At 72.6% G+C, this 23,629-nt stretch carries 22 protein-coding genes; 9 read left to right on the forward strand and 13 right to left on the reverse strand.

The window, feature by feature from the left end; translation table 11 throughout:
• Positions 1–9: 9 nt before the first annotated feature.
• From FK530_RS02110 to FK530_RS02120, 3 genes are read right to left on the reverse strand one after another with little or no spacing between them, the layout of a single operon-like run.
• A complete protein-coding gene (locus FK530_RS02110; protein ID WP_146485319.1) occupies positions 10–1,179 on the reverse strand; it encodes a sulfotransferase family protein in 1,170 nt (389 codons plus the stop codon).
• Complete coding sequence (locus FK530_RS02115) at positions 1,172–1,951, reverse strand: SDR family oxidoreductase (protein ID WP_146485320.1); 780 nt, start codon at positions 1,949–1,951, stop codon at positions 1,172–1,174. Before FK530_RS02115 ends, FK530_RS02110 begins: the two co-directional genes overlap by 8 nt.
• Complete coding sequence (locus FK530_RS02120) at positions 1,951–3,117, reverse strand: hypothetical protein (RefSeq protein WP_146485321.1); 1,167 nt, start codon at positions 3,115–3,117, stop codon at positions 1,951–1,953. Before FK530_RS02120 ends, FK530_RS02115 begins: the two co-directional genes overlap by 1 nt.
• A gap of 92 nt (positions 3,118–3,209) precedes the next feature.
• Between FK530_RS02120 and FK530_RS02125 the strand changes: the two genes are divergently transcribed.
• The 5 genes from FK530_RS02125 to FK530_RS02145 all read left to right on the forward strand — a co-directional run bounded on the left by FK530_RS02125 (position 3,210) and on the right by FK530_RS02145 (position 10,661).
• The gene (locus FK530_RS02125; protein ID WP_146485322.1) at positions 3,210–4,130 is read left to right on the forward strand and encodes an IclR family transcriptional regulator; all 921 of its coding nucleotides are present in this window, start codon (positions 3,210–3,212) and stop codon (positions 4,128–4,130) included.
• A gap of 67 nt (positions 4,131–4,197) precedes the next feature.
• A complete protein-coding gene (cysD, locus tag FK530_RS02130) occupies positions 4,198–5,130 on the forward strand; it encodes a sulfate adenylyltransferase subunit CysD (RefSeq protein ID WP_146485323.1) in 933 nt (310 codons plus the stop codon).
• A complete protein-coding gene (cysC, locus tag FK530_RS02135) occupies positions 5,130–6,962 on the forward strand; it encodes an adenylyl-sulfate kinase (RefSeq protein ID WP_146485324.1) in 1,833 nt (610 codons plus the stop codon). The genes cysD and cysC overlap by 1 nt, the downstream gene beginning before the upstream one ends.
• A gap of 22 nt (positions 6,963–6,984) precedes the next feature.
• Entirely contained in the window at positions 6,985–9,264 is a 2,280-nt protein-coding gene (gene purL / locus FK530_RS02140) for a phosphoribosylformylglycinamidine synthase subunit PurL (protein WP_146485325.1), read from the forward strand.
• Positions 9,264–10,661, forward strand: a complete 1,398-nt coding sequence (locus FK530_RS02145) for an amino acid permease (RefSeq protein WP_146485326.1) — start codon at positions 9,264–9,266, stop codon at positions 10,659–10,661. Before purL ends, FK530_RS02145 begins: the two co-directional genes overlap by 1 nt.
• On the opposite strand, the gene FK530_RS26830 is transcribed toward FK530_RS02145, so the two are convergent.
• Positions 10,631–11,950 carry a diguanylate cyclase domain-containing protein gene (locus FK530_RS26830; protein ID WP_158645008.1) on the reverse strand — a complete coding sequence of 440 codons (1,320 nt, stop codon included), beginning with the start codon at positions 11,948–11,950 and terminating at the stop codon, positions 10,631–10,633. The two genes, FK530_RS02145 and FK530_RS26830, sit on opposite strands and share 31 nt — an antisense overlap.
• Positions 11,951–12,022: 72 nt before the next feature.
• On the opposite strand from FK530_RS26830, the gene FK530_RS02155 reads away from it, so the two are divergent.
• The gene (locus FK530_RS02155) at positions 12,023–12,850 is read left to right on the forward strand and encodes an SAM-dependent methyltransferase (protein WP_146485327.1); all 828 of its coding nucleotides are present in this window, start codon (positions 12,023–12,025) and stop codon (positions 12,848–12,850) included.
• A gap of 11 nt (positions 12,851–12,861) precedes the next feature.
• Here the strand turns inward: FK530_RS02155 and FK530_RS02160 are convergent, their stop codons facing one another.
• The 6 genes from FK530_RS02160 to FK530_RS02185 all read right to left on the reverse strand — a co-directional run bounded on the left by FK530_RS02160 (position 12,862) and on the right by FK530_RS02185 (position 18,201).
• A complete protein-coding gene (locus tag FK530_RS02160; RefSeq protein ID WP_146485328.1) occupies positions 12,862–13,611 on the reverse strand; it encodes an anti-sigma factor in 750 nt (249 codons plus the stop codon).
• A complete protein-coding gene (gene sigK, locus FK530_RS02165; protein WP_146485329.1) occupies positions 13,608–14,174 on the reverse strand; it encodes an ECF RNA polymerase sigma factor SigK in 567 nt (188 codons plus the stop codon). Before sigK ends, FK530_RS02160 begins: the two co-directional genes overlap by 4 nt.
• 86 nt (positions 14,175–14,260) lie before the next feature.
• Positions 14,261–14,845, reverse strand: a complete 585-nt coding sequence (locus tag FK530_RS02170; protein WP_146485330.1) for a lipocalin family protein — start codon at positions 14,843–14,845, stop codon at positions 14,261–14,263.
• Between the two features lie 67 nt (positions 14,846–14,912).
• Positions 14,913–16,199, reverse strand: a complete 1,287-nt coding sequence (locus tag FK530_RS02175; RefSeq protein ID WP_231706460.1) for an SAM-dependent methyltransferase — start codon at positions 16,197–16,199, stop codon at positions 14,913–14,915.
• Positions 16,196–16,936: a DUF1365 domain-containing protein gene (locus FK530_RS02180; RefSeq protein ID WP_146485331.1), complete on the reverse strand. Its 741-nt coding sequence runs from the start codon at positions 16,934–16,936 to the stop codon at positions 16,196–16,198. Before FK530_RS02180 ends, FK530_RS02175 begins: the two co-directional genes overlap by 4 nt.
• Complete coding sequence (locus tag FK530_RS02185) at positions 16,933–18,201, reverse strand: NAD(P)/FAD-dependent oxidoreductase (RefSeq protein WP_410468442.1); 1,269 nt, start codon at positions 18,199–18,201, stop codon at positions 16,933–16,935. The genes FK530_RS02180 and FK530_RS02185 overlap by 4 nt, the downstream gene beginning before the upstream one ends.
• An 86-nt stretch (positions 18,202–18,287) precedes the next feature.
• Here FK530_RS02185 and FK530_RS02190 point away from each other — a divergent pair, with 86 nt between their 5' ends.
• Entirely contained in the window at positions 18,288–19,634 is a 1,347-nt protein-coding gene (locus FK530_RS02190; protein WP_146485333.1) for a TIGR01777 family oxidoreductase, read from the forward strand.
• 41 nt (positions 19,635–19,675) lie between these two features.
• The gene (locus tag FK530_RS02195) at positions 19,676–20,215 is read left to right on the forward strand and encodes a DUF4334 domain-containing protein (protein WP_146485334.1); all 540 of its coding nucleotides are present in this window, start codon (positions 19,676–19,678) and stop codon (positions 20,213–20,215) included.
• Positions 20,216–20,222: 7 nt separating this feature from the next.
• Here FK530_RS02195 and FK530_RS02200 read toward each other — a convergent pair whose 3' ends face one another.
• Complete coding sequence (locus FK530_RS02200) at positions 20,223–21,731, reverse strand: glutamate-cysteine ligase family protein (RefSeq protein WP_146485335.1); 1,509 nt, start codon at positions 21,729–21,731, stop codon at positions 20,223–20,225.
• A gap of 159 nt (positions 21,732–21,890) precedes the next feature.
• Here FK530_RS02200 and FK530_RS02205 point away from each other — a divergent pair, with 159 nt between their 5' ends.
• Positions 21,891–22,601, forward strand: a complete 711-nt coding sequence (locus FK530_RS02205) for a hypothetical protein (RefSeq protein WP_146485336.1) — start codon at positions 21,891–21,893, stop codon at positions 22,599–22,601.
• 3 nt (positions 22,602–22,604) lie between these two features.
• Here FK530_RS02205 and FK530_RS02210 read toward each other — a convergent pair whose 3' ends face one another.
• Positions 22,605–22,985 carry a sterol carrier family protein gene (locus tag FK530_RS02210; RefSeq protein WP_146485337.1) on the reverse strand — a complete coding sequence of 127 codons (381 nt, stop codon included), beginning with the start codon at positions 22,983–22,985 and terminating at the stop codon, positions 22,605–22,607.
• Positions 22,985–23,521, reverse strand: a complete 537-nt coding sequence (locus FK530_RS02215; RefSeq protein ID WP_146485338.1) for a hypothetical protein — start codon at positions 23,519–23,521, stop codon at positions 22,985–22,987. The genes FK530_RS02210 and FK530_RS02215 overlap by 1 nt, the downstream gene beginning before the upstream one ends.
• Positions 23,522–23,629 lie beyond the last annotated feature (108 nt).

The raw sequence follows: 23,629 nt of genomic DNA on the forward strand, positions 1-23,629 counted from the left end.
TCTCGTCGGTCAGCGGGCGAACGCGGCGCGAACGGATTCCTCCGTCAGTCCGTAGTCCTCGAGGGAGTAGGTGTGGTTGGGGCGCCGGGCTCCCGAGCGACTGGTGTCGTGCATCGCCGACATCGACCGCCGCGCATCGTCGGTCAGCTCCAGGCCGAAGGAGTCGTAGATCGTTCCGACGGTGCCGAGCGGATCGGCCACCAGGTCCCGGTAGTCCACGTCCACGAACTGCGCGCCGCGGCCCGCGGCGGTGTGCCGGGCACGGGCCTCGTCGAAGGCGGCCAGGCCGCGCGACCACGTGTCCAGCTGGTCCGCGCCGATCGTCGCGCCGGTGAAGGCCGTCGACCAGCCCTGCGTGGCGTGCTGCGCGAGCGAGCACACGGAGGCGATGATCGTCTCCGCCGGGCGGTGGCACTGCACGATCAGTGCGTCCGGGTACACCTCGAGTACCGCGTCGAGCGCGAAGAGGTGGCTCGGGTTCTTGAGCACCCAGCGTTTGCCGGGATCGTTCATGCCGATCAGCTGCAGGTTCCGCTTGTGCCGGCGGTACGCGGGCGTCCAGTCCTGCTCGGCGAGCCACGCGGCGTACGACGGGACGTGCGCGAGGCACTCGTACGAGACCGAGTGCACGGACTGGCGCAGCAGCTGCCAGCACTCCTCCACCTCGGAGGCCGACATGTAGTGCAGCCCCATGAATTCCGGGTGCTCGGTGTGGTGCTGCGCGTACTGCTCATCGAGCAGTTTGTAGACGGGGTTCGCGTCCCAGGTCTCGCGGGGCGGCCGCGGCTGCGGGACCTCCGCCAGCCACATCTGCAGGCCCTGGTTGCCGGGATCGGCGTCGAGCAGGCGGTGCAGCGCCGTCGTGCCGGACCGGGGGAGTCCCGTGACGAACATCGGCCGCTCGATTGCGGTCTCGGCGTGGGCCGGGTTCGCCGCGAACGCGGCCTCGCTGATGAGCCGGGCCGAGAGGGCGCCGCGGAGGAAGACGCGCGAGAGCTTCGAGCCGAGCTCGGTGAGCGCCGCCTCCTCTCGGTAGGAGTCGAGCAGGACCTGCAGGGCCTCGCGGTACCCGTCCGACGGGTCGCCGAAGTCGCTGAGGCCGGTGCGCCGCATGGCCGATTCGTGGAGGTCGTCGGCTGTTCCGACCCGGGTGCCGGCGACCGTGTCGCGTTCAGACATGGAACTCTCCGCAGTTGACGTCGAGCGTCTGGCCGGTGATGCCGGACGCGCGGGGGGAGGCGAGGAAGAGGACGGCCGAGGCCACCTCGTCCTCGGTGGGCAGGCGCCGCAGGTCCGAGTTCTTCGCCGCATCGGCGTAGTCCTCCTCGACCGTGACGCCCTTGGTGCTCGCGCGGTACTCGAAGTAGGCCTTGAGCGTGTCGCCCCAGATCCAGCCCGGCACCACGGAATTGATCCGGATACCCTCCGGTCCGAGCTCGGTGGCGAGTGATTGCGCCAGCGCGAGCTGCGCGGTCTTACCGGCCTTGTAGCCGCCGTACCGCAGGTCGGAGTGGCGGATCACCATCGAGTTCACGTTGACCACGGCGCCGCCACCGTCCGCGGCCGCGAGCGCCTCGCGGAAGGCGAGCACGGTGCGCAGGGCGCCGAGGGCCATGAGGTCGACGCTCTGCAGGATGTGGGCGGGGTCGGTCTTCGCCAAGCGCTGCATCGACGGGTAGGTGAAGGCGTTGTTGATCACCGCGTCGACCCGGCCGAATCGCTCCTGCACCTGTGTCGCCAGCGAGGCGAGCGACGCCTCGTCGGTGATGTCCGCGGGAATCGCGACGGCACCGTTGATCTCGGCGGCCATCGCCTCCAGTCGTTCCGCGCTCCGCGCGACGAGGACGACCTGCGCGGCCTCGTCGGCGAACCGTCGGGCGAGGACGGCTCCCAGGGCCGGGCCGGCCCCCGCGATGACGACGACCCTGCCGTCCAGTCCCAGACCGGGCATCAGCCGACCATCCTTTCGCCGATGAGACGCTGCCGCTCCGCGATCCGTGCGCTCCGGGATGCGGGGTCGATGCGGTTGGCCTCGTAGTGGGGGAGGTGCTGGGCGACCGCCGCGAGCGGGACCACCTCGGCGGTGGGGCCGTCGGCGGCCGTGAGGGGGGAGGCGGTGCGCTGCCAGCGGAACTGCAGGTAGCCGCGCCGGTGGCCGAGCGTCTCGACCCAGTTGGCGATGCCGGGATCGTTCTGCGCGACCACGATCCGGATCATCCCGTCCGGATCCACCTGCGCCTGGCTGCCGTTCAGCGAGGTCTGGTGGTGGATGTAGTCGAGCGAGATGTACCAGAGGCTGCCGAGCTGGAATCCCAGGTACGGGGCGTCGCCGCGGGGCACGGTGATGATGAGGGCCTGGTCGTCGGCGAGGTCGTAGTGGCCGACGGAGGAGAACTGGGTGGCGAGCCCGCCCGGCGTGAGCCGCGGCGCCGTCAGCGTGTTCACCGGTAGCGGATCGTAGAACCACTTGGGGAACTGCAGCCAGGTCTTCACGCGGTTGACCAGCTGCTTGCCGGCGGAGGAGTACCGCTTCGCCATCAACTCGGCGGTCACGGGCGGCGGCGCGGTGCCCGCGGTGTCGGCGCGGGCGATCGCGAAGGTGCTGCGCTGCGCCGACCAGTCGTCGAAGACCTCGCGGATCACCAACTGCGCCTTGCCCGGAGGGAGCCGGTAGTAGGAGCCCGGGACGGGCTCGCCGGGACCGAAGCGGACCTCGAACCGGCCCTGGTCGTCGACGGTCAGCTCGCGGTCGTCGAAGGCGACGGTGCTGGCCGGCACGTTGTCGTCGGTGTACTCGCCGCCGCCGAGCACCTGGAAGCTGATGTCGCACGTGGTGCCGCGGCGGCCGGTGATCACGTACTCGTGCGCCCCGTCGACCCGCGCGCCGAAGTACAGCGTGTCCGGGTTGTCGAGTCCCATCTTGGTGAACGGGCCGGCGCCGCTGAGCAGGAACGGATGGTCCTTGTCGAAGTGGAAGGCGCCGTGCACGCAGGCCGCGACGCCCTGCGCCAGGTACTGCAGCCCCTCCAGCAGGTCGGCGTCGTTCTCGATGTGCGGGGCCGCGGCGACGAGGCCCTCGGCCTCGGTGATCGCCGCGACGAGCGGATCGCTGTACATCCCACCTCCGGTAGTGGTACAAATGTGGACCAATGCGGTAGAACCTGTTCCAGACCGTAGGCGCAGGCGGCGACGAGTGTCAAGGAGTCTCGATGACGGATCCGGTGGAGCCCGTGGAACCCGGCGGCGGGGCGGGGCGGACCTCGCCGCCCACCGCGCGGGTGGTGGCCGTGCTCGACTTCCTCTCCCGGCACGAGCGCGAGCGGTTCGGCCTCTCGGAGCTCGCGCGGCGCGTCGGGCTGAGCAAGCCGACCTGCCTCGGCATCGCCGCCACGCTGGTCGAATCGGGCTATCTGATCCGCGACGACCGGGACAAGACCTACCGGCTCGGCCCGGCCCTGATCCCGCTCGGTCGTGCCGCGCGGACGTCGCTGCGCGCGGACCCCGCCGGCGGCGACGTCCTGACCGGACTGTGGGAGGCGTTCGGGCACCCCGTCTCGCTCTCGGGTGTCGTGGGCGACCGGGTGACGGTGCTCGACGTGGCCGTGGATCCGGGGCGCCCCGCGATGGTGAAAGTGGGCGACAGCTACCCGTTCACGCCGCCGATCGGGCTCATGTACGTCCTGTGGGATCGCACGGGCCGGCTGGAGCGCTGGCTCGCGCGCGATCGGGTGCGGGCCGATGGCGACCGGCTGGCGCGCGTGATCGAGACCTGTCGCGCCGACGGCTACCTCGTGGAGCTGCTCACCCCCGCCGGGCAGCAGCTGTACCGGCTCATGGCCGGCGTTCCGGGGGACATACCGGCGGAGCTGCGGGCCCTGCTCGGCGAGGTGGTGGCCGGTATCGGCGACCGTGTTCACCTCCCAGGGGAGGCCGGCGCGGCAGGGGAGCCGCAGAACGTCAGCGTCATCTCCGCGCCCGTCTTCGACGCCGACGGGGCGCAGGCGATGGTCGCGAGCCTGTACGTCAGCGCGGAACTGGACGAGGCGGGCATCGCCGAGCGGGCGGCCGCGCTGATCGCCGCCGCGGACCGGATCACCGTGCGTATCGGCGGTCGCAAGCCCGCGCGGTGAGGCTGTTGACAGCGAGCAAGAACACGTTCTAATCTCCGGAACAGGAATGGACCGATATGGTCCAAATATGAACCGGAGGCGGATGGTGGTGGAAACGACGGTCGCCGCAGATCACCTGCGGCTCCTCGAGGCGGAGGCGGTGTACGTCTTCCGGGAGGTGGCGGCCACCTTCGAGCGGCCCGTGCTGCTGTTCTCGGGCGGCAAGGACTCGGTGGTCATGGTGCACCTCGCGGCGAAGGCCTTCTGGCCCGCCGCGATCCCGTTCCCGGTGCTGCACATCGACACCGGGCACAACTTCGACGAGGTGCTGGCCTTCCGCGACCAGCTCGCCGAGGAACGCGGGCTGCGGCTCGTGATCGGCAGCGTGCAGGACGACATCGACTCGGGCGCCGTCGTGGAGCAGACCGGCCCGGGCGCCACCCGTAACCGGCTGCAGACCGCGACGCTGCTGCGCACCATCGGTGAGCAGCGCTTCGACGCCGCGTTCGGCGGGGCCCGCCGCGACGAGGACAAGGCGCGCGCCAAGGAGCGCGTCTTCAGCTTCCGGGATCGTTTCGGTCAGTGGGACCCGCGCGCGCAACGCCCCGAGCTGTGGACCATCTTCAACGGCCTGCACCAGCGCGGCGAGCACATCCGCGTCTTCCCGCTGTCGAACTGGACCGAGCTCGACATCTGGCAGTACATCGCCGCCGAGTCGATCGCGCTCCCCGCGTTGTACTACGCGCACGAGCGGGAGGTGATCGAGCGCGACGGGATGCTGCTGTCCACGGGCCCGCTCGTCGCGCCGCTGCCCGGCGAGACGCCCGAGCGCCGGACGGTGCGCTTCCGCACCGTCGGAGACGCGACGTGTACCGGCGCCGTGGAATCGGACGCCACCACCCCCGAGGCCGTCGTGGCCGAGGTCGCCACCACCAGGATCACCGAGCGCGGCGCGACCCGCGCCGACGACCGGATCTCCGAGGCCGGCATGGAGGACCGCAAGAAGGAGGGGTACTTCTGATGGAGATCCTGCGCATCGCGACGGCCGGCAGTGTGGACGACGGCAAGTCCACGCTCATCGGGCGCCTGCTCTACGAATCGAAGTCCGTCCTGGAGGACCAGCTGAGCGCGGTCGCCGCGACCACCGCGGCCCGCGGCGAGGAGGGCGTGGACCTCGCGCTGCTCACCGACGGCCTGCGGGCCGAGCGGGAGCAGGGCATCACGATCGACGTGGCCCACCGCTACTTCGCCACGGCCACCCGCAAGTTCATCCTCGCCGACACCCCCGGGCACGAGCAGTACACCCGCAACATGGTCACCGGGGCCTCCACGGCCGACGTCGCGCTGATCCTCGTCGACGCCCGGCACGGGCTCACCCGGCAGTCCCGCCGGCACACCTTCCTCACCTCGCTCCTCGGCGTCGAGCACATCGTGCTGTGCGTGAACAAGATGGACCTGGTCGGCTTCGACCGCGCCCGGTTCGACGCCATCCGCGCCGAGTTCGCGGAGTTCGCGGCCAAGCTCGAGGTGCACGACGTGGAGGCCATCCCGGTCTCGGCGCTGTTGGGCGACAACGTGACCGAGCGCTCGGCGAACACCCCGTGGTACGACGGCCCGTCGCTGCTCTACCACCTGGAGAACGTGCACGTGGTGAGCGACAAGAACCTCATCGACGCCCGCCTGCCCGTGCAGTACGTGATCCGGCCGCGGGACAGCGACTTCCGGGGCGTGGCCGGCACCGTCGCCTCCGGGGCGTTCGCGGTGGGCGACGAGGTGGTCGCGCTCCCGTCGGGCTTCACCACGACGGTGGCCGAGCTCTACCGGCCCGGCGGCGCGAAGGCCGACCGGCTGGAGGCGGGGGAGGCCGCGTGCATCAGGCTCGCCGACCACCTCGACGTGGGCCGGGGCGACGTGCTGTGCCGCCCCGCGAACCGCCCGCAGTCCGCGACCGATCTCGACACCACGCTGTGCTGGTTCTCGGACACCGCCGTACTGACCCCCGGCGCCGAGTACCGGATGCTGCATGCGCACACCTCCGAGCCGGTGCGGGTCGAGGCGCTGGACTACCGGCTGGACACCAGCACGCTGCACCGCGACCAGGACGCCGCCGAGCTCGGCCTCAACGACATCGGCCGGGTGCGGCTGACTGCGCGCCGGCCCGTGCTGTTCGACCCCTACCGCCGCAACCGCACCACGGGCAGCTTCGTGCTGGTGCACCCGCAGACCAACGAGACCGTCGCCGCGGGGATGATCACCGGCCCCACGCTGCGCTCGAGCGCGGTGGTCTGGCACGGCGCGGCGGTCCGGCGCGAGGACCGCGCGACGCGCGGCGGCACCGTCTGGCTGACGGGGCTCTCGGCGTCGGGCAAGTCGACGGTGGCGTGCGAGCTCGAGCGCCTGCTCGTGGCCCGCGGCGTGCCCGCGTACCGGCTCGACGGCGACAACCTGCGACACGGCCTCAACGCCGACCTCGGCTTCACGCCGGAGGACCGCGCCGAGAACGTGCGCCGCGTCGGTGCCGTCGCGCAGCTGCTCGCCGACGCGGGGACGGTGGCGATCGCCTCGCTGATCAGCCCCTACCGCGAGGACCGCGACCGGATCCGGGCCCAGCACGAGGAGGCGGGGCTGCCCTTCCTCGAGGTCTTCGTGGACACCCCCGTCGAGCTGTGCGAACAGCGCGATCCGAAGGGGATGTACGCCAAGGCGAGGGCCGGTGAGATCCCCGGGTTCACGGGCGTCAGCGCACCCTACGAGGCGCCCGAGCGCCCCGAGCTGGTGCTCCGGCCCGCCGACGGCGAACCCGCGGAGCAGGCGCTTGCGGTGCTCGACCGCTGGCTGAAACTCGGGCCGTGAATCCCCCGTCTAAACTGGGCGGGTGCACGTAGACACGGTGACCCACGCCGCCTCCACGCCCGATGTCGACCAGCCGTACCGCGAGCTCGGACTCAAGGACGACGAGTACCAGCGGATCCGCGAGATCCTCGGCCGCCGCCCCACCGATGCCGAGCTCGCCATGTACTCGGTGATGTGGTCGGAGCACTGCTCCTACAAGAGCTCCAAGGTGCACCTGCGCTACTTCGGCGAGACCACCACCGACGAGATGCGCGCGGTAATGCTGGCGGGCATCGGTGAGAACGCCGGCGTCGTGGACATCGGCGACGGCTGGGCCGTCACCTTCAAGGTGGAGTCGCACAACCACCCGTCCTACGTCGAGCCCTACCAGGGTGCGGCCACCGGCGTGGGCGGCATCGTCCGCGACATCATGGCCATGGGAGCGCGTCCGATCGCCGTCATGGACCAGCTCCGCTTCGGCCCGGCCGACGCCCCCGACACCCGGCGCGTGCTCGACGGTGTCGTGCGCGGCGTGGGCGGCTACGGCAACTCGCTCGGCCTGCCGAACGTGGGCGGCGAGACGGTCTTCGACGCCTCGTACGCGGGCAACCCCCTGGTCAACGCGCTGTGCGCCGGCGTGCTGCGCACCGAGGACCTGCACCTCGCCTTCGCCTCCGGCAAGGGCAACAAGATCATCCTGTTCGGTGCCCGCACCGGACTCGACGGCATCGGCGGCGTCTCCGTACTGGCCTCCGAGAGCTTCGACGCCGACGAGAAGCCGAAGAAGCTGCCGTCGGTGCAGGTGGGCGATCCGTTCATGGAGAAGGTGCTCATCGAGTGCTGCCTCGACCTGTACCGCGAGAAGCTCGTCGTGGGCATCCAGGACCTGGGCGGCGCCGGACTGTCGTGCGCCACCTCGGAGCTGGCGGCGGCCGGCGACGGAGGCATGTACGTCGACCTCGACCAGGTGGCGTGCCGCGCCGAGGGCATGAGCGCTGCCGAGATCCTCTCGTCCGAGTCGCAGGAGCGCATGTGCGCCGTGGTGACGCCGGAGAACGTCGACGCCTTCATGGCCGTCTGCGCGAAGTGGGACGTGCTCGCCACCGTCATCGGCGAGGTCACTGACGGCGAGCACCTCGTCATCGACTGGCACGGCGAGACCGTCGTCGACGCGCCGGCCCGCACGATCGCGCACGACGGACCGGTGTACGAGCGCCCCGTCGAGCGCCCCGCGTTCATGGACGCGCTCATCGCCGACACCACGGCCGGGCTGCGCCGCCCCGACTCCGACGACGAGCTGCGCGCCACCGCCCTGAAGCTGCTGGCCTCGCCCGCGCTCTGCTCGCGCAGGTTCATCACCGAGCAGTACGACCGCTACGTCCGCGGCAACACCGTGCTCGCCGAGCACGCCGACGGCGGCGTCATCCGCATCGACGAGACCACCCAGCGCGGCATCGCCCTCTCCACCGACGCCTCCGGCCGCTACACCTACCTCGACCCGTACGTCGGCGGCCAGCTCGCGCTCGCCGAGGCCTACCGGAACGTCGCGGTCACCGGCGCGACGCCGAAGGCCGTCACCGACTGCCTGAACTTCGGTTCCCCGGAGGACCCGGGCGTGATGTGGCAGTTCCAGCAGGCCGTGCACGGCATCGCCGACGGCTGCGTCGAGCTCGGCATCCCCGTGACCGGCGGCAACGTCAGCTTCTACAACCAGACGGGCTCGACCGCGATCCTGCCCACCCCCGTGATCGGCGTGCTCGGCGTCATCGACGACGTGCGCCGACGCATCCCGACGGGCCTCGGCACCGAGCCCGGCGAGACGCTGTACCTGCTCGGCGACACGCACGACGAGTTCGACGGCTCCATCTGGGCGCAGGTCGAGCACGACCACCTCGGCGGCGTGCCCCCGAAGGTCGACCTGCAGCGCGAGAAGCTGCTCGCCGACGTCCTCACCGCCGCCTCCCGCGACGGCCTCGTCTCCGCCGCGCACGACCTGTCCGAGGGCGGCCTGTGGCAGGCCGTCGTCGAGGCCGCGCTCGCGGGCGAGACCGGCTGCCGCCTGCTGCTCCCGGAGGGCGCCCAGGATGTTGCAGGCGCCTTCGTCCATCTCTTCAGTGAGTCGACCGGCCGCGTGCTCGTCGCCGTGCCGCGCACCGAGGAGACCCGGTTCGCCGCGATGTGCACCGCCCGCGAGCTGCCCGCCGTGCGGATCGGCGTGGTCGACCAGGGCAGCGACTCCGTCGAGGTGCAGGGCCGGTTCAGCGTGACGCTGGCCGACCTGCGCGCCGCGCACGAGGGCACGCTGCCCGCGATCTTCGGCTGATGGCGGCACCGTCGGGCGAGAACACGGCAACAGCCGCGCCGACCGATCCCGGCCTGCACGCCGGGCTCCGCGCCCGGCATCTGATCATGATGAGCCTCGGCTCCGCGATCGGTGCGGGGCTGTTCGTCGGCGCGGGCAAGGGGATCGCCCTGGCCGGACCGGCGGTCCTCGTCGCCTACGCCGTGGCGGGGCTCGTGGTCATCGCCGTCATGCGCATGCTCGGCGAGATGGTGGCCGCGGACCCGAACCCCGGCGCGTTCTCGTACTACGCGGGCCGGGCGCTCGGTCCGGGCGCGGGCTTCGCCGTCGGGTGGCTGTGGTGGGTGCAGCTGTGCCTCGTGGTCGCCGCCGAGGCGGTGGCCGCGGCGGCCATCCTCAACGGGTTGCTGCCCGGCGGACCGCCGGTCTGGGTGTGGGCTCTGGTCTTCATGGTCGCGCTGACCGGGCTGAACCTGGCCGGCGTCCGCGGCTTCGGCGAATTCGAGTTCTGGTTCTCGCTGATCAAGGTCGTCTTCGTCGCGCTCTTCCTGATCATCGGCGTGGGCTACCTGCTCGGCTGGACCTCGGCACCGTCGCCCGGGCTGGGCAACCTCACCGACTTCGCGCCGCACGGGATCAGCGGCGTCGTGGCGGCGCTGCTGGTGGTGGCCTTCGCCTTCGGCGGCATCGAGATCGTGGCCGTCGCCGCCGCCGAGACCCAGGATCCCGAGCGGACCGTCGGGCGGGCGATCCGGGCGACCGTGTGGCGGATCCTGGTGTTCTACGTCGGCAGCGTCGCGGTGATCCTGCTGGCGCTGCCCTGGGACGATCCGGCCGTCGCGAAGGAGCCCTTCGTGGCCGTACTGCGTGCGGCAGGTCTACCCGCGGTCGGGACGACGCTCGGCGTGGTCATCGTGGTGGCGCTGCTCAGCTCGCTCAACGCGAACCTGTACGGCAGCTCCCGCATGCTGTACTCGCTCGCCGAGCGCGGCATGGCACCCGCGGTCGCCGGGCGCGCGAACTCCTCGGGCGTGCCCGTTCTCGCCGTTCTCGCCAGCTCGGTGATCGGCTTCCTCGCCGTGCCCGCGACGTACGTCTGGGGTTCCGACGTGCTCGACCGGCTGCTGGCCGTCGTCGGGTCGACACTCATCGTCACCTGGCTCGCGACGATCGCCTCGCAGATCGTGCTCCGCCGCCGCGCCGACCGTGCGGGGACGCACCTGCCGCTCAGGATGTGGGGCTACCCCTACCTGTCGTGGGCCGTGCTCGTGGTGCTGCTGGGCATCGTCGTCCTCGCGATCGCCAACGACGGTGTGCGGGACCAGGTGCTCTCGACGAGCGTGATCGTGCTGCTGCTGTGGCTGGCGGGGACGGTGCACGCGCGCCGTCAGGCCCGGCGCGCGTCCTTGGAGCGGTAGAGGCCCGCGTCGGCCGCGACGATGAGCGCCTCCACGGAGGTGCCGGCCTCCGTGGTCGTGGTCGTGCCCACGCTCGCCCCGACCCGCACCACCTGCGCCGCGGAGCCGTCGGCCGCCGGCAGTTCGATGGGCGTCGACAGCGCGCGATGCACGAGCTGCGCGGCGTCGCCGGGCCGGAAGGGCGGGGAGACGAGGACCGCGAACTCGTCGCCGCCCACCCGGTACAGCGTCCCGACGCCGGTGAGCGCGGTGCGGATCCGCGTGGCCGTCGCCACGAGCAACCGGTCGCCCGCGGCGTGCCCGAGCCGGTCGTTGATCGCCTTGAAGCCGTCGAGGTCGACGAGGCAGAAGCCCACCGGCCCGGCGGCCCGGCCGGCGAGGTCCTCGCGGAGCCGGCGCCGGTTCGGCAGGCCCGTCAGGGCGTCGTGGTGGGCGAGGTGGCTCAGCTCCGCGTGGGTCGCCCGCAGTTCCGTGACGTCGTGTCCGACGCCCACGAGCAGCGCCGGCCGGTCGCCCTCGGCGGGGACCCGGCTCAGCGCCCAACGCCCCACGCTCGGGTCGCCCCGGAAGCGCAGGTGCCGGTGCTCGAGGAATCGGGTCACGCCCTCGTCGTCGGCGTCGGCCAGCTCCCGCAGAACCCGCGCCACGTCGGCGGGGTCCTCGGCGAGCAGCGGCCGCACGTCCTCGCCCGACGCCCCGAGGAGCGCCTGATTGGCCTCCATCAACGCGGTCATGGTCGCGTTCGCCTCGAGGATCCGGCCCCGCTCGTCGGCGACGAAGACGGGCGAGCGGGCGTGCTCGAACATCACGCGCAGGCGGGCCTGTGCCTGCCGCTCGCCCTCCTCGGCGGACCGTCGGGCCAGCTGCGCGGCCCGGTGCACGACGGCCTGCCCGTCGATGATCCGGCGGGTGAGGGCCTCGGCGTAGCCGGCGGTGTACTCCGCGAGGACGAGCGCGGTCCGCCGACGGACCTCCGCGGACGGTTCCCGGACCAGTGCGTCCGGGAGGGTGGCGATCGCCCGGCCGCCGGCCGCCGCGCCCGCGGGCACGGTGATCTGCAGCGAGACGAGCAGCCTGCCGACGTCCCGCCCCACGGCCGGGTCGAAGTCGTCGGCGCCGAGCACCGCGATCACGGACTGGAAGGCCGTGAGCAGCTCCGCGCGGACCACGGCGGCGGGGAGCGGCAGGTAGACGTCGTCGGCGATCGACATGAGGAATTCGTCCACGAGCAGGGCGACGACGGATTCACCGCGCGCGAGGAACCCGAGCGGTGACGAGGATTCCGCCATGCCCCTCCTCGGTCGCTCAACTGCTCGACCAGTCTACGCGGGCCGGAACCTTCGATTAGATTCGACGTTGCAATGACGAATCCCGAACCGACCGGCGCACCGTCGGCGATCCCGCTGGACATGGACCGGCCGAACGGATCGCGGCTCTACGACTACTTCCTGGGCGGCACCAGCTACCTCCCCGTCGACCGGGACGCCGGCGAGGAGATCGCCCGCGAGGCCCCGCACTGGGCGCTCGGCGCCCGGCTCACCCGGACCTTCGCGCGGCGCGCGGTGCAGACGATGGCGAACGCGGGCATCGACCAGTTCCTCGACCTCGGATCGGGCATCACGGCCGGTGGCACCGTGCACGAGCTGGCGCGGCTGGTCAATCCCGCGGCGCGGACCGTTTTCGTCCATCGCGAGCCGATCGCGTACGAGCTCGGGCGCCAGCTGATCGCCGACGACCCCCACGCCGGAGTGCTCAAGCTCGACATCCGTGATCCCGACACCGTGCTGCAGCACCCCGTGACCCGCGGGCTCATCGACTTCGACCGGCCCGTCGGCGTGCTCGCCGTCGGCACCTTCGTCTTCGTCGCCGACGAGGACGATCCCGGCGGAGTACTCCGCCGCTACCGGCGGACCGTCGTGCCCGGCAGCATGATCGCGCTCTCGCACCTCTCCGACGACTCCGCGCACCCCGAGGTCGCCGCCGAGTTGCGCTGGGTGCGGCGGCGTTACGAGCACACCTCCACGCCGCTGCACATGCGTCCCCGCGCGGAGATCCTCTCCTGGCTCGAGGGCACGGAGCTCCTCGAGCCCGGTCTGGTGCGCTACGGCCGGTGGCGCCCGGAGTATCCGCTCACCGAGGCGCAGTTGCGCTGCGACTACGGCTACGTCGGGGTGGGCCGGGTCCGCTGACCCGGGCCGGGTCAGCGCGCCGCGATCGGGATGGTCGTGACGATCCGGTCCGACGGGGTCGCCGCACCGCCCGGTGCCTCGATCGAGATCCCGAACGTGGTGGCGCCGTCGATCGACGTGACCGCCGCGGTCGTCGTGGGACGCACGTCGGCCTGCGTCATCGTGCCGCGCGAGCGCGCGCCACCCCCGGGATCCATCAGCCACATCTGGTAGACGGTGCCGTCCTGCGGCGGCGGGACGTCGTTCATCAGGAGCACGCCCGCGTTGCGCTCGCGGGAGTAGATGAACGAGATCGTCGCGTCGCCGATCCGCGCCTGCGCGGTCCGCGCATCCGGTGCGGCGAGCACGATCTCGGTCTCCGACGGCGCCGGGCCGGTGCGGTCCGTGAGCACCGTGCGCCCGAGGACGACGCCGGCCGCCACCGCGACGGCGACGGCAGCGGCCGCCGCGACGAGGCGGAAGCTCGGGCGGGACGGACCGCGCCGGCGGCGGAGCGGTGTCACGCCCGGATCGTCGACGACGCGCGCCAGGACGCGGTCGAAGACCTCGGCGGGCGGCTCGACCCCGTCCTGCGCGGCCTGCGCGGCCATCGTCTCGCGCGCCGCGCCGACCCGGGAGTCGAAGTCCTCGCGAACATCCGGCGAGGCGGCGGCACGGGCGGCCTCGACCTCCGCCTGCTCGGCGTCGTCGAGCGCGTGCAGCGCGTACACCTCGGCGTCGTCGAGCAGTTCCTCGTCGGTCCGGCCGGTCCCGCCGCTCATGACGGCGACCCGAGCGGCTCGAGGCAGCGCCGTAGGCGGGCGATGCCGTCACGGATGCGGCTCTTCACCGTCGCCAGCGGGGCCTGCACCTGTTCGGAGACCTCGCGGTACGTGTGCCCGCCGTAATACGCCAGCGTGAGTGCATCGCGCTGCGGCTCGCTCAGCGTGTCGAGGCAGTCGACCACGGCACCCGAGTCCTCCCGGCGCTCCGTCGCCTCCGCCACCGAGTCGTGGGGCCGCTGGAAGTCGTTCTGGGCGAAGGTGTTCTCGCGATCGCCGCGGGATCGTTCCGCGCGCACGCGGTCCACGGAGCGGCGGTGCGCCATGGTGACGAGCCAGGCCTCGGCGGAGCCGCGGGTGGCGTCGAACTCGGAGGACTTCCGCCACGCCTCGAGGTACACCTCCTGGGTGACCTCCTCGCCGTAGCCGCGGTCGCCGATCACACGCAGGGCCGTGCCGAAGACCAGCCTGCCGGTGCGTTCGTAGAGGTCGCGGAACGCCCCCACGTCGCCCGCGGCGGTGCGCTCGAGCAGTTCGTCGGCCTCGGTTCGCGCACGGGTCATCGACGTGCCTCCTTCGTCCTTCCGTACCGTACCGGGTCCGGGCGTTCCGGACACGGTTCGGTGCGGCGACGGCGCCGGCGGTCGGCTCAGGACAGCGTGCACAGCGGGGCGATCCGGTCGAGCCCGCCCGTGGTCGGGGTGCTCAGGATCGTGCAGTCGTTGTATCCGAGCCGCCGCGCAGTGGCCCGGATCTCCGCCCAGCGCGCCGGCGAGACCGACGGGGTCCGGGACAGCACGAACGCGCTGCGCCGCCCCGGGTCCCCGACGAACGCCCAGGAGTAGTCCGGGGCGAGCGCGGCGATGACGTAGTTCGGTGGGCCGTCGAGGGACTCCTGGGTCGGCACGCCAGGGAAGCTCACGTGCAGTTGCGCCGTGGTCCGCGGGTCGGTGACCCGGGCGTTGCCGTCGATGGCGGAGACCGAACCCGTCCAGGTCGTGCACGAGTTGTGCACCGAGACGTTGCTCGCGTCGACGATCCGGTAGGTGGCCCTCGTATCGCGCGCGCACTGCAGGCTGAACGGTGCCGGTGCGGTGGCGAGCTGGTGCCACGTGCCCACGTAGCGGGCGACGTCGACCTTCCCGACGGGACCGAGCGGCGCGGCGGCGGCGGGGGCGGCCGTCGCCCCGGCGAGGGCGAGAACGGCGGCGGTGGCGAGAACGGTGCGTTTCATCGGATGCTCCTCGGGGAGGTCGGTGGACGGACGAGGGAGGTGCGAGTGGCGGGCCCGTGCCGGCCGGTCATGCCGGCTTCTCCGGGGAGAGGACGATCTGCTGGACGTCGAGGTATCCCGACCGGAAGCCTGCCTCGCTGTAGGCGAGGTAGAACTCCCACAACCTGCGGAACGTCGCCGAGTCCGCGGGTCGCGGAAGGGATTCGGGATCCTCGAGGAAGCGCTCGCGCCAGAGTCGGAGGGTCTCGGCGTAGTGCGCGCCGAACCGGTGTCGGGCGCGGACGGCGAGGCCCGCGCGTCCCGCCGCGGTGGCGATCGCCTCGGTGGACGGCAGCATGCCGCCGGGAAAGACGTACTTCTGGATCCAGGTGTAGGTGCGCAGGCTCGCCAGCATCCGGTCGTGCGGCATGGTGATCGCCTGCACCGCGATCCGGCCGCGCGGCGCGACCAGCCGCGCGAGGACCTCGAAGTACTCGTCCCAGTGCGCCGCACCGACCGCCTCGATCATCTCGACCGAGACGACGGCGTCGTACTCGCCGTCGACGGCGCGGTAGTCGAGCAGGTCCACTCGCACCCGATCGGTGAGACCGGCCTCCGCGATCCGGCGCAGCGCGAGCGCGCGCTGCTCGACCGACAGGGTCACCGACCGCACCGTCGCGCCCCGCGCGGCGGCCCGCAGGCACAGCTCGCCCCAGCCCGTTCCGATCTCGAGCACCCGGGTTCCGGGGCCGACGCCCGCCGCGTCGAGGAGGCGATCGATCTTGGCGCGCTGGGCGTCCGCGAGCGCCGGCCAGGTCGCGCCGGCCGGCTCGGGAGCCCGAGTGACGCCCGGCTCGCCGTCCGGGAGCTCCTGCGCGGAGAACAAAGCGCTCGAGTAGGTCAGTGTCTCGTCGAGGAACCGCGCGAACAGCTCGTTGGAGAGGTCGTAGTGGTGCGAGACGTTGGCCTGCACGTGATCGGGAGTGCCGACCTCGGTCTTCGGCCGGGCGATCGCGGCGAGGCCGCGCGCGTACTGGAGCCAGCGGGGCACGAGCACGGCCATCCGCTCCGCCAGGGCGGTGAGCGTCGCGGCGAGGTCCGGCGCGTCCCACTCCCCGGCGACGTAGGCCTCGCCGAAGCCGATGAGGCGGGCGGTGCCGATCCGGCGGTGCACGGCGTCGGGTGCGTGGAGGATCATCGCGGGGTCCGCGGGAACCGTGTCGTCGGGGCCCGCGAGGGCGACGCCGCTGCGCGCGGCGGCGCCGCGCAGGAGGGCCCGGGCGGCGCGGCCGAGGACGCGGGCACCCGGGCCGGCCGGGACCGGGACGGCGAGGTCGAGATCGCGGGAGGGAAGCGCTTCGAGTTCGAGGGTCACTGCTTCGCTTCCTGTTCGACGGTGGCGGGACGGGGTACCAGGGGCAGGCCGGAGGCCCAGAGACGGATGCCGTGCACGCGGATCCGCGCAGCGACGACGAGCGGGACGAGCGGGGCCCGCCACTGCGCGAGCAGGATCCGGCGCGGGGTCGCGGGCCTGCGCGTGCCGCGCCAGTGCGCGGTGAAGGGCGCGCGGCCCGGCCGCTCGAGCACCACGTCGATCGACAGGGCATCGTCCGGCTCGGGCATGCGCAGGCGGTAGACACCGTCGACGGGGTGGAACGGCGAGACGAAGAACTCCTTGGCGACGCTCGCGCCCGACCGGGCCTCGGGGCCCAGCACGTAGGCGTGCCGGCCGCCGTAGGTGTTGTGGACCTCCGCGACGACGGCGGCCACGTCGCCGTCCTCGTCGTGGCACCAGAAGACGGTGAGCGGATCGAAGACGTAGCCCAGGCACCGGGCGTTGAGCAGGGCGGTGATCGCTCCGCCCGGCGCCTCGAGGCCGTTCTCGCGCAGGGTCTGCTCGACCCGGGCCCGCAGGGTGTCGGCACCGTCGGTCACCGGGAAGAGGTGGTCGGCCGCGCGGAAGCCCACCACGGGCCGCAGCCACAGCGGCACGCGCGGCGGCGCGTCGACGTCGATGAACCAACTGGCGCTCCGGTAGCGGAAACCGTGCTCGATCGGCGACCGCCGGAGGTGGCCGATCTCCGTGTCGTACAGCGCGGGCGTCGGCGTCATGGCGTGCCGCCCTCGACCCGCGCGGCGGCTCGCAGCCCCGAGGCGGCACCGTCCTCGTGGAAGCCCCACCCGTGGTAAGCGCCCGCGAAAGCCAGCCCGGGGCCCGAGATCTCGTCGAGCCTGCGCGCCGCCGCGACCGACTCCACGGTGAACGCCGGATGCTCGTAGTCCAGCTCCGCGAGCACCCGACGCGGATCGACCAGGTCGTCGCCGCCCAACGTGACCAGGGCGGTCTCCCCGCCGCCGGGGAGGCCCATGAGCCGGTTGAGGTCGTAGGTCACGCAGACGCGACCGCCGTCGCCGGCGAGATAGTTCCACGAGCCGCGTGCGTTCTCGGTCCGCGGCAGCAGCGACGTGTCCGTGTGCAGCAGGCCGGGATTCGGGGTGTATCCGATCGCACCCAGCAGCTCCCGCTCGAGCGGGGTGGGAGCGTCGAGGAGCGCGAGCGCCTGGTGCGGGTGGACGGCGACGACGGCACCGTCGAACTCCTCCGTCCGCCCGGCGTCGTCGACGATGCGCACGCCCCGCGCAGTACGTGCCAGGCCGCGGACACCGACGCCGGTGCGGACGTCCGCGACGCCCGCGGCGATCCGTTCGACGTACCGCGCCGAACCGCCGACCACGGTGCGCCACTGGAGCGAGCTGCCCACCGACAGCATGCCGTGATTGGCGAGGAACCGGAACAGGTAGCGGGCGGGATAGGCGTCGACGTCGTCGGGCGGGCACGACCACACGGCGGCGACCAGGGGGCGCAGGAAACCGTGGACGAGGCGGTCGCTGAAGCCCTCCCGGCGGACGAACTCCCCGAGCGGGACGTCCGCGGTGCCGTCGTCGAGATGCCGCCGGGCGCTGCGGTGGAACCGCGGCACCTCGGCCAGGAGTCGCACGTGCCGCGGGTCGACGAGGCGGCGCGGCGAGGGGATCAGGCCCCGCAGGCCCTTGCCGCCCGCGAACTCGACGCCGCGGGCGTCGTCGCGGATCGACATGCTCATCTCCGCGTCGCGGGTCGCGACGCCGAGCTCGTCGAAGAGCCGGCACAGGACGGGGTAGGTGCGGTCGTTGTGGACGAGGAAGCCGGAGTCCACCTGCACCGGGGCGCCGAGCCCCAGGTCCACCGCATGGGTGTGCGCGTGCCCGCCGAGGCGCGAGTCGCGCTCGTACAGCGTGACCCGGCCGATCCTGCTCAACTCGTGTGCGGCGACGAGTCCGCTGACTCCGCTGCCGACGACGGCGAAGCGTCTGCTTCCACTGTTCATGCCCCTCATTCGGAGCCGTGCGGCCGACGGATGGGATTGCGCGGGGAGATTCTTCCCACCCTGTGGGGAGACGGTTCCGGCGTTAGCGTGGAGGCATGGGAATCCAACGATCGGCAGTCATCGACGCCCCCGTGGACGAGGTCTTCGCCTGGTTCTCCCGCCCCGGGGCCTTCGCCCGCCTCCAGGCCCCGTGGGTGCCGATGCGCCTCCGGTCGCAGGCGGATTCGCTGGCGGACGGCGTGACCGTGATCGATCTGCCCGGCGGGCTGCAGTGGCGCGCCGAGCACGATCCGTCGGGGTACGTCGAGGGGCGCCGCTTCGTCGACGAGGTGACCGCAGACGGCGTCCGGTCCCTGCCCGCCGGGCTCTTCCCGTGGCGGCACGTGCACGGCTTCGAGCCGGTCGACGCGGCGCACACGCGGGTGAGCGACGAGGTGCAGACTCCCGTGCCCGAGGGCCTGCTCTCCGAGGTCATCGAATTCCGGTACCGCCGCCTCGCCGGTGACCTCGCCGCGCACCGTCGGGCCGCGAACGCGGGGCTGCGGCCGTCCACGATCGCGGTCACCGGGGCCTCCGGCCTGGTCGGCAAGGACCTCACCGCCTTCCTCAGCACCGGCGGCCACCGCGTGCTGCGGCTCGTGCGCGGCGCACCGCAGTCCGAGGACGAGCGCCGCTGGGATCCCGAGGCTCCCGATCCGGCCGCCCTGGAGGGCGCGGACGCGGTGATCCACCTCGCCGGCGCGAGCATCGCGGGCCGGTTCACCGACGATCACAAGCGGGCGGTCGAGGCGAGCCGGATCGAGCCGACCCGCCTGCTCGCCCGGGCCGCGGCGCAGGCCGGTGTGCCGGTCTTCGTGAGCGCCTCCGCCGTCGGCTACTACGGCCGCGACCGGGGCGACGAGGTGCTGACCGAGACCGCGGCCGGGCCCGCCGAGGCGGACTTCCTCTCCGAGGTGGTGCGCCGGTGGGAGGACGCGGCGCACGACGGCGCGGGGGAGGGCACCCGCGTGGTGACGGTGCGGACGGGGATCGTGCAGGCCCCGCAGGGCGGCACCCTCGGGATGCTCCTGCCCCTGTTCCGCGTCGGGCTCGGCGGCCGGCTCGGCGACGGCCGGCAGTGGCAGCCGTGGGTGAGCATCGACGACCTCGTCGACGTCTACCACTGCGCGCTGTGGGACACGGACCTGACGGGCCCCGTCAACGCCGTGGCGCCGGGCGTCGTCCGCAACGCGGTCTACACGCGCGCCCTCGGGCGGGCCGTGCACCGGCCGACCCTGCTCCCCGTGCCCGGATTCGGCCCGGCTCTGCTGCTCGGGCGCGAGGGCGCCGAGGACCTCGCGTTCGCCTCCCAGCGGGTGCGCCCGGCGGTGCTCGAGGAGCGTGGGCACCCGTTCCGGCACCCGAACGTCGAGCGGGCGCTCGCGCACCTGCTCGGCGGCTGAGCGCGTACCGTCGGGACTGACCGAACCGACGAGGAGGCACGATGACCGCGGACACGGGATCGCCGGCGGCCGAACTGGCCCGGCTGCAGGCCGCGGGTACCGCGACGGAGGCCTTCGCGCTCTACGACGCGCTGCCCGCCGCGAAAGTGCCCGACATCCTCGGCGACTGGCGCGGCGAGGGACTCGACACCGGCCACCCCATGGACGGGCTGCTCGAGCTGTACGGGTGGCACGGCAAACGCTTCGCCTCCGCGGACGACGTGCAGCCGCTCGTCTTCGACGGTCCGCGCGGCCCCTACCCGGTGAACCCCGCGGCGATGCCGCTGGGCGCATCGATGCGGCTGCCGCGGGCGCTGCTCACCGCGACGGCGCCGCTCGCCCGTCGCGGGCTGCGGCTCGCACGCACCGTGAAACCCCGTGCGCGGCTGCGGATGATGGAGCACCGCGGCGTCGTGACCGCCACGATGAGCTACGACGCCCTGCCCATCAACGACCACTTCCGCCGCGTCGACGGCGCGACCCTGCTGGGCGTGATGGACCTGCGCGGCGCGGCGCCCTTCTTCTTCGTGCTGCGCCGCTGAGCGGTCCTCACACCTCCCAGGTGTGCACCGGATTCCCCTCGTGCATGAGCTGCACGTAGTCGGCCAGCATCCCGCGCAATGCCTGCGCGCGGGTCTCGCCCGCCGCCTCGCGATTCGCGACGGCCTGGCGCTGCCAGGAGGAGCCCGTCTGCCGCGAGATGCACCGCCCCTCGAGCACCTGGAGGTACCGGTCACGTGACTTCGAGCCCACGCCGTACGCCTTGAGGCCGGAGTCCATGAGGGGGAGCAACCGGCGCAGCACCAGCTCGTCGGGCCGGATCCAGCCGACGTTCGGCCAGTACAGGCCGGCGTCGAAGGCGTCACGGGCGCCGGAGTGCAGGTTCTCGGTCGCGGCGTCGAAGCTCATCTGCGTCCAGATGGGACGGTCGGCCTCGACCAGCGCGCGGACCACGCCGTAGTAGAAGGCCGCATTCGCCATCGTGTCGACCACCGTCGGGCCCGCGGGCAGGACGCGGTTCTCCACCCGCAGGTGCGCGTGCCCGTCGACCACGTCGTAGACGGGGCGGTTCCAGCGGTAGACGGTGCCGTTGTGCATCCGCAGCTCGGGCAGCTCGGGGGACTCGCCGCGCGAGACCACCTCGAGCGGGTCGACGTCGCTGCACACCGGCAGCAGCGCGGGGAAGTAGCGGGTGTTCTCCTCGAACAGGTCGAAGGTGGAGGTGATCCACCGCTCTCCGAACCAGACCCGGGGCCGCACGCCCTGATTGCGCAGCTCGATCGGCCGGGTGTCGGTGGCCTGCTCGAACAGTGGGATGCGGGTCTCGTGCCAGAGCGCTTTGCCCGCGAGGAAGGGAGAGTTCGCGGCGATCGCCACCTGCACGCCCGCGATGGCCTGCGCCGCGTTCCAGTGCGCCGCGAAGTCCTCGGGCGCCACCCGCAGGTGCAGCTGCAGCGAGGTGCACGCCGCCTCGGGAAGGATGGTGTCCGAGGTGATGTCGAGCCGCTCGCCCACCACCGCGCCCGGCAGCGGCGCGCCCTCGATGTCGATCTCGATGTCCTCGCCGCGGGCGGCGAAGACCTGCTCGTTGAGGAGGTCGTAGCGCGGGTTCGCGGAGAACCACTGCTTGCCGAAGTGCTCCTCCTCGAGCGTCGGGAGCATGCCGATCATGACGAGGTTCGACCCCGCGGCGCGGGCGCGCTCGTCGGCGCGGTTCAACGACTCCCGCAGGGAGTCCTCGAGGTTCTCGGTGCTCTGGTCGACGAAGGGCCGCGGCGCCACGTTGATCTCGATGTTGAACTGGCCCAGCTCGGTCTGGAAGTCCGGGTCCGCGATGGCGTCGAGGGCGTCCGCGTTCGCCATGGCCGGTTCCATCTCGTCGTCGACGAGGTTCAGCTCGACCTCCATGCCGAGCAGCGGCTCCGGCGGCGCACCGTCGTCCGTGAACAGCCCCTCGGCCAGCATGCGGGCGATGGCGTCCGTTCCGCGCTGGACCTGGCGACGGAACCGCATGCGGTCCTCGCGCGTGAACACCCTGGCATCGACGTCGGCACCCATGGCTCGCAGCTTTGCAGACGCGGCGCGGCGCGCGCGGGCGATTCGAGGCATCGGACCGGCTCCGCGATCGGTGACCGTTCCTGTCGAGTGTTCACCAATGAGTACGAGTGATGAACTATTCTCGACGTCATTGCCCGTTCGACCTACAGGGGGATCCTCATGCGTGCCGTCCGTCGTTCCGTCCTGGCCCTCGCGGCCGTCGCCCTCGCCGCCCCGGCCGGCCTCGCGTCGGCCGCGCCCGCGAAGCCCGCCACTCCCGCGGCGCAGCTCCTGCTCACGCAGGCGGAGGTCCCCGCGGGCTACCAGGTGGAGAAAGTGAGCCCCAAGGAGCTGGCCGGGATCACCGCGTCCGTCGGCGACGGCCTCACCGGTGCCCGGGTCACGCCGGCCCACTGCGCGCCGGCCGTCGACCGCGGAGCACTGTCCCGCGCCGCGGGCCTGCCCATCCTCGTCGCGACCAACGAGGCGAAGCGGACCGCGCTCTCGGAGACCCTGTCGTCGGGCTCCGTCGACAGCGCCGTCGCGATCCCGGCGGGGTGCGAGTCCTTCCGGATCGAGATGAGCCCGAAGGCCGGCTCGGCCGACCGGGTCGTGATGGATGCGAAGGTGACGCCGGTCGCGCTGCCCGGTGCGCCGAAGGGCGCCCGGGCCGTGTTCACCCGGGCGACCGGCACGATCACCGTCGACGGGAAGGCGTCGCGCTTCGAGCAGGAGCAGCTCATCGGCGGCGAGAACGTCCGCGGCTACGCGGTGCTGGTGATCGCCACCTCGATCGGCGGCGACGGTGCCGGCGGGACCGCGCGGGCCGACCGCGCAGGGTTCACGCAGGCGCTCACCGCGGCGACGAACAAGGTGCGGACCGCGACGTAGTCGTCACAGCCGCAGGATCGGCAGATACCGGGCGATCTCGCCCGCACGGGAGCCGCTGGCCGCGAGGTCGGCGGCTTCCGTCGCCTCGTCGACGGTCACCAGGCCCGTCGCGAGCCGCAGCCACACGCGGGGTGCGCACTCCACCACGTTCGGGGGCGTCCCGCGCGTGTGTCGGAGCCCCTCGATGCACTGCACGGCGACGAACGGCGGCACCCGCACCTCGACGGACCCGCCCGGCGCGTCCTGCGCCAGCGTGCGGGCCGTCGAGCGGACGGCGGCGGCGATCGCGGCGCGCGGGGGAGCGGGGGCGTAATCGTCGGTGATCCACTCCCGGACCGCGAGCACCGCGGCCCGCATCTCCGCCGGGTCGACTGTCTTCGCCATCAGTGCGCCGCCTGCCTGCGCACCTCGAACGTCGAGCAGCCCTGGTACGAGACGGTGCCGCTGAGGACGGTCGTGGCGGAGTTGATCGGGCCGGTCACCCGCAGGCCCACCATCTCGTAGATCCCGGGCCGGTTGATCCAGGCCACCGGCGCGATGACGAGGTCGGCGCCGTCGAGCGCGAGGGTCACCGAGTACGAGCCGTTCGGCACGCCGGGATTGGTCGCCGTCGCGGAGAAGTCGAACCGGGACGGGCCGGCGGCGGGGTCGACCAGCGCCAGCGTCAGCGCGGTCTCGCCCTGGAGGCACAGGTACGTGCCCGTCCAAGTGCCCGCGAGCTGGGCCAGGTTCGGTGCCCCGTTCGACGGTGGATCGAGGGGCACGCTCGGGCCGACGGAGAACGTCGGTGTGCTGGTGACCGCGGCCCCGTCGGCCACGGGGCTGCCGGCGACCGTCGTGGCGCATCCCGTCGCGGCCCCTCCGACGACGGCGAGGGCCGCGGCGAGCGAGGCCCGCCGTCGTCGCGATGATCCGATCATGGTGCTTCCCCCGACTCCGATGGAGGTCAGTGCCTCCCGTCACTCCCGGAAGAAACATACTCGGCGATTCGTTCCCGCTGGAGGATCGGTCTTACAATCGGATCAGGC

Origin of the sequence: Tsukamurella conjunctivitidis (assembly GCF_007858475.1) — a bacterium.
GTDB lineage: Bacteria > Actinomycetota > Actinomycetes > Mycobacteriales > Mycobacteriaceae > Tsukamurella > Tsukamurella conjunctivitidis.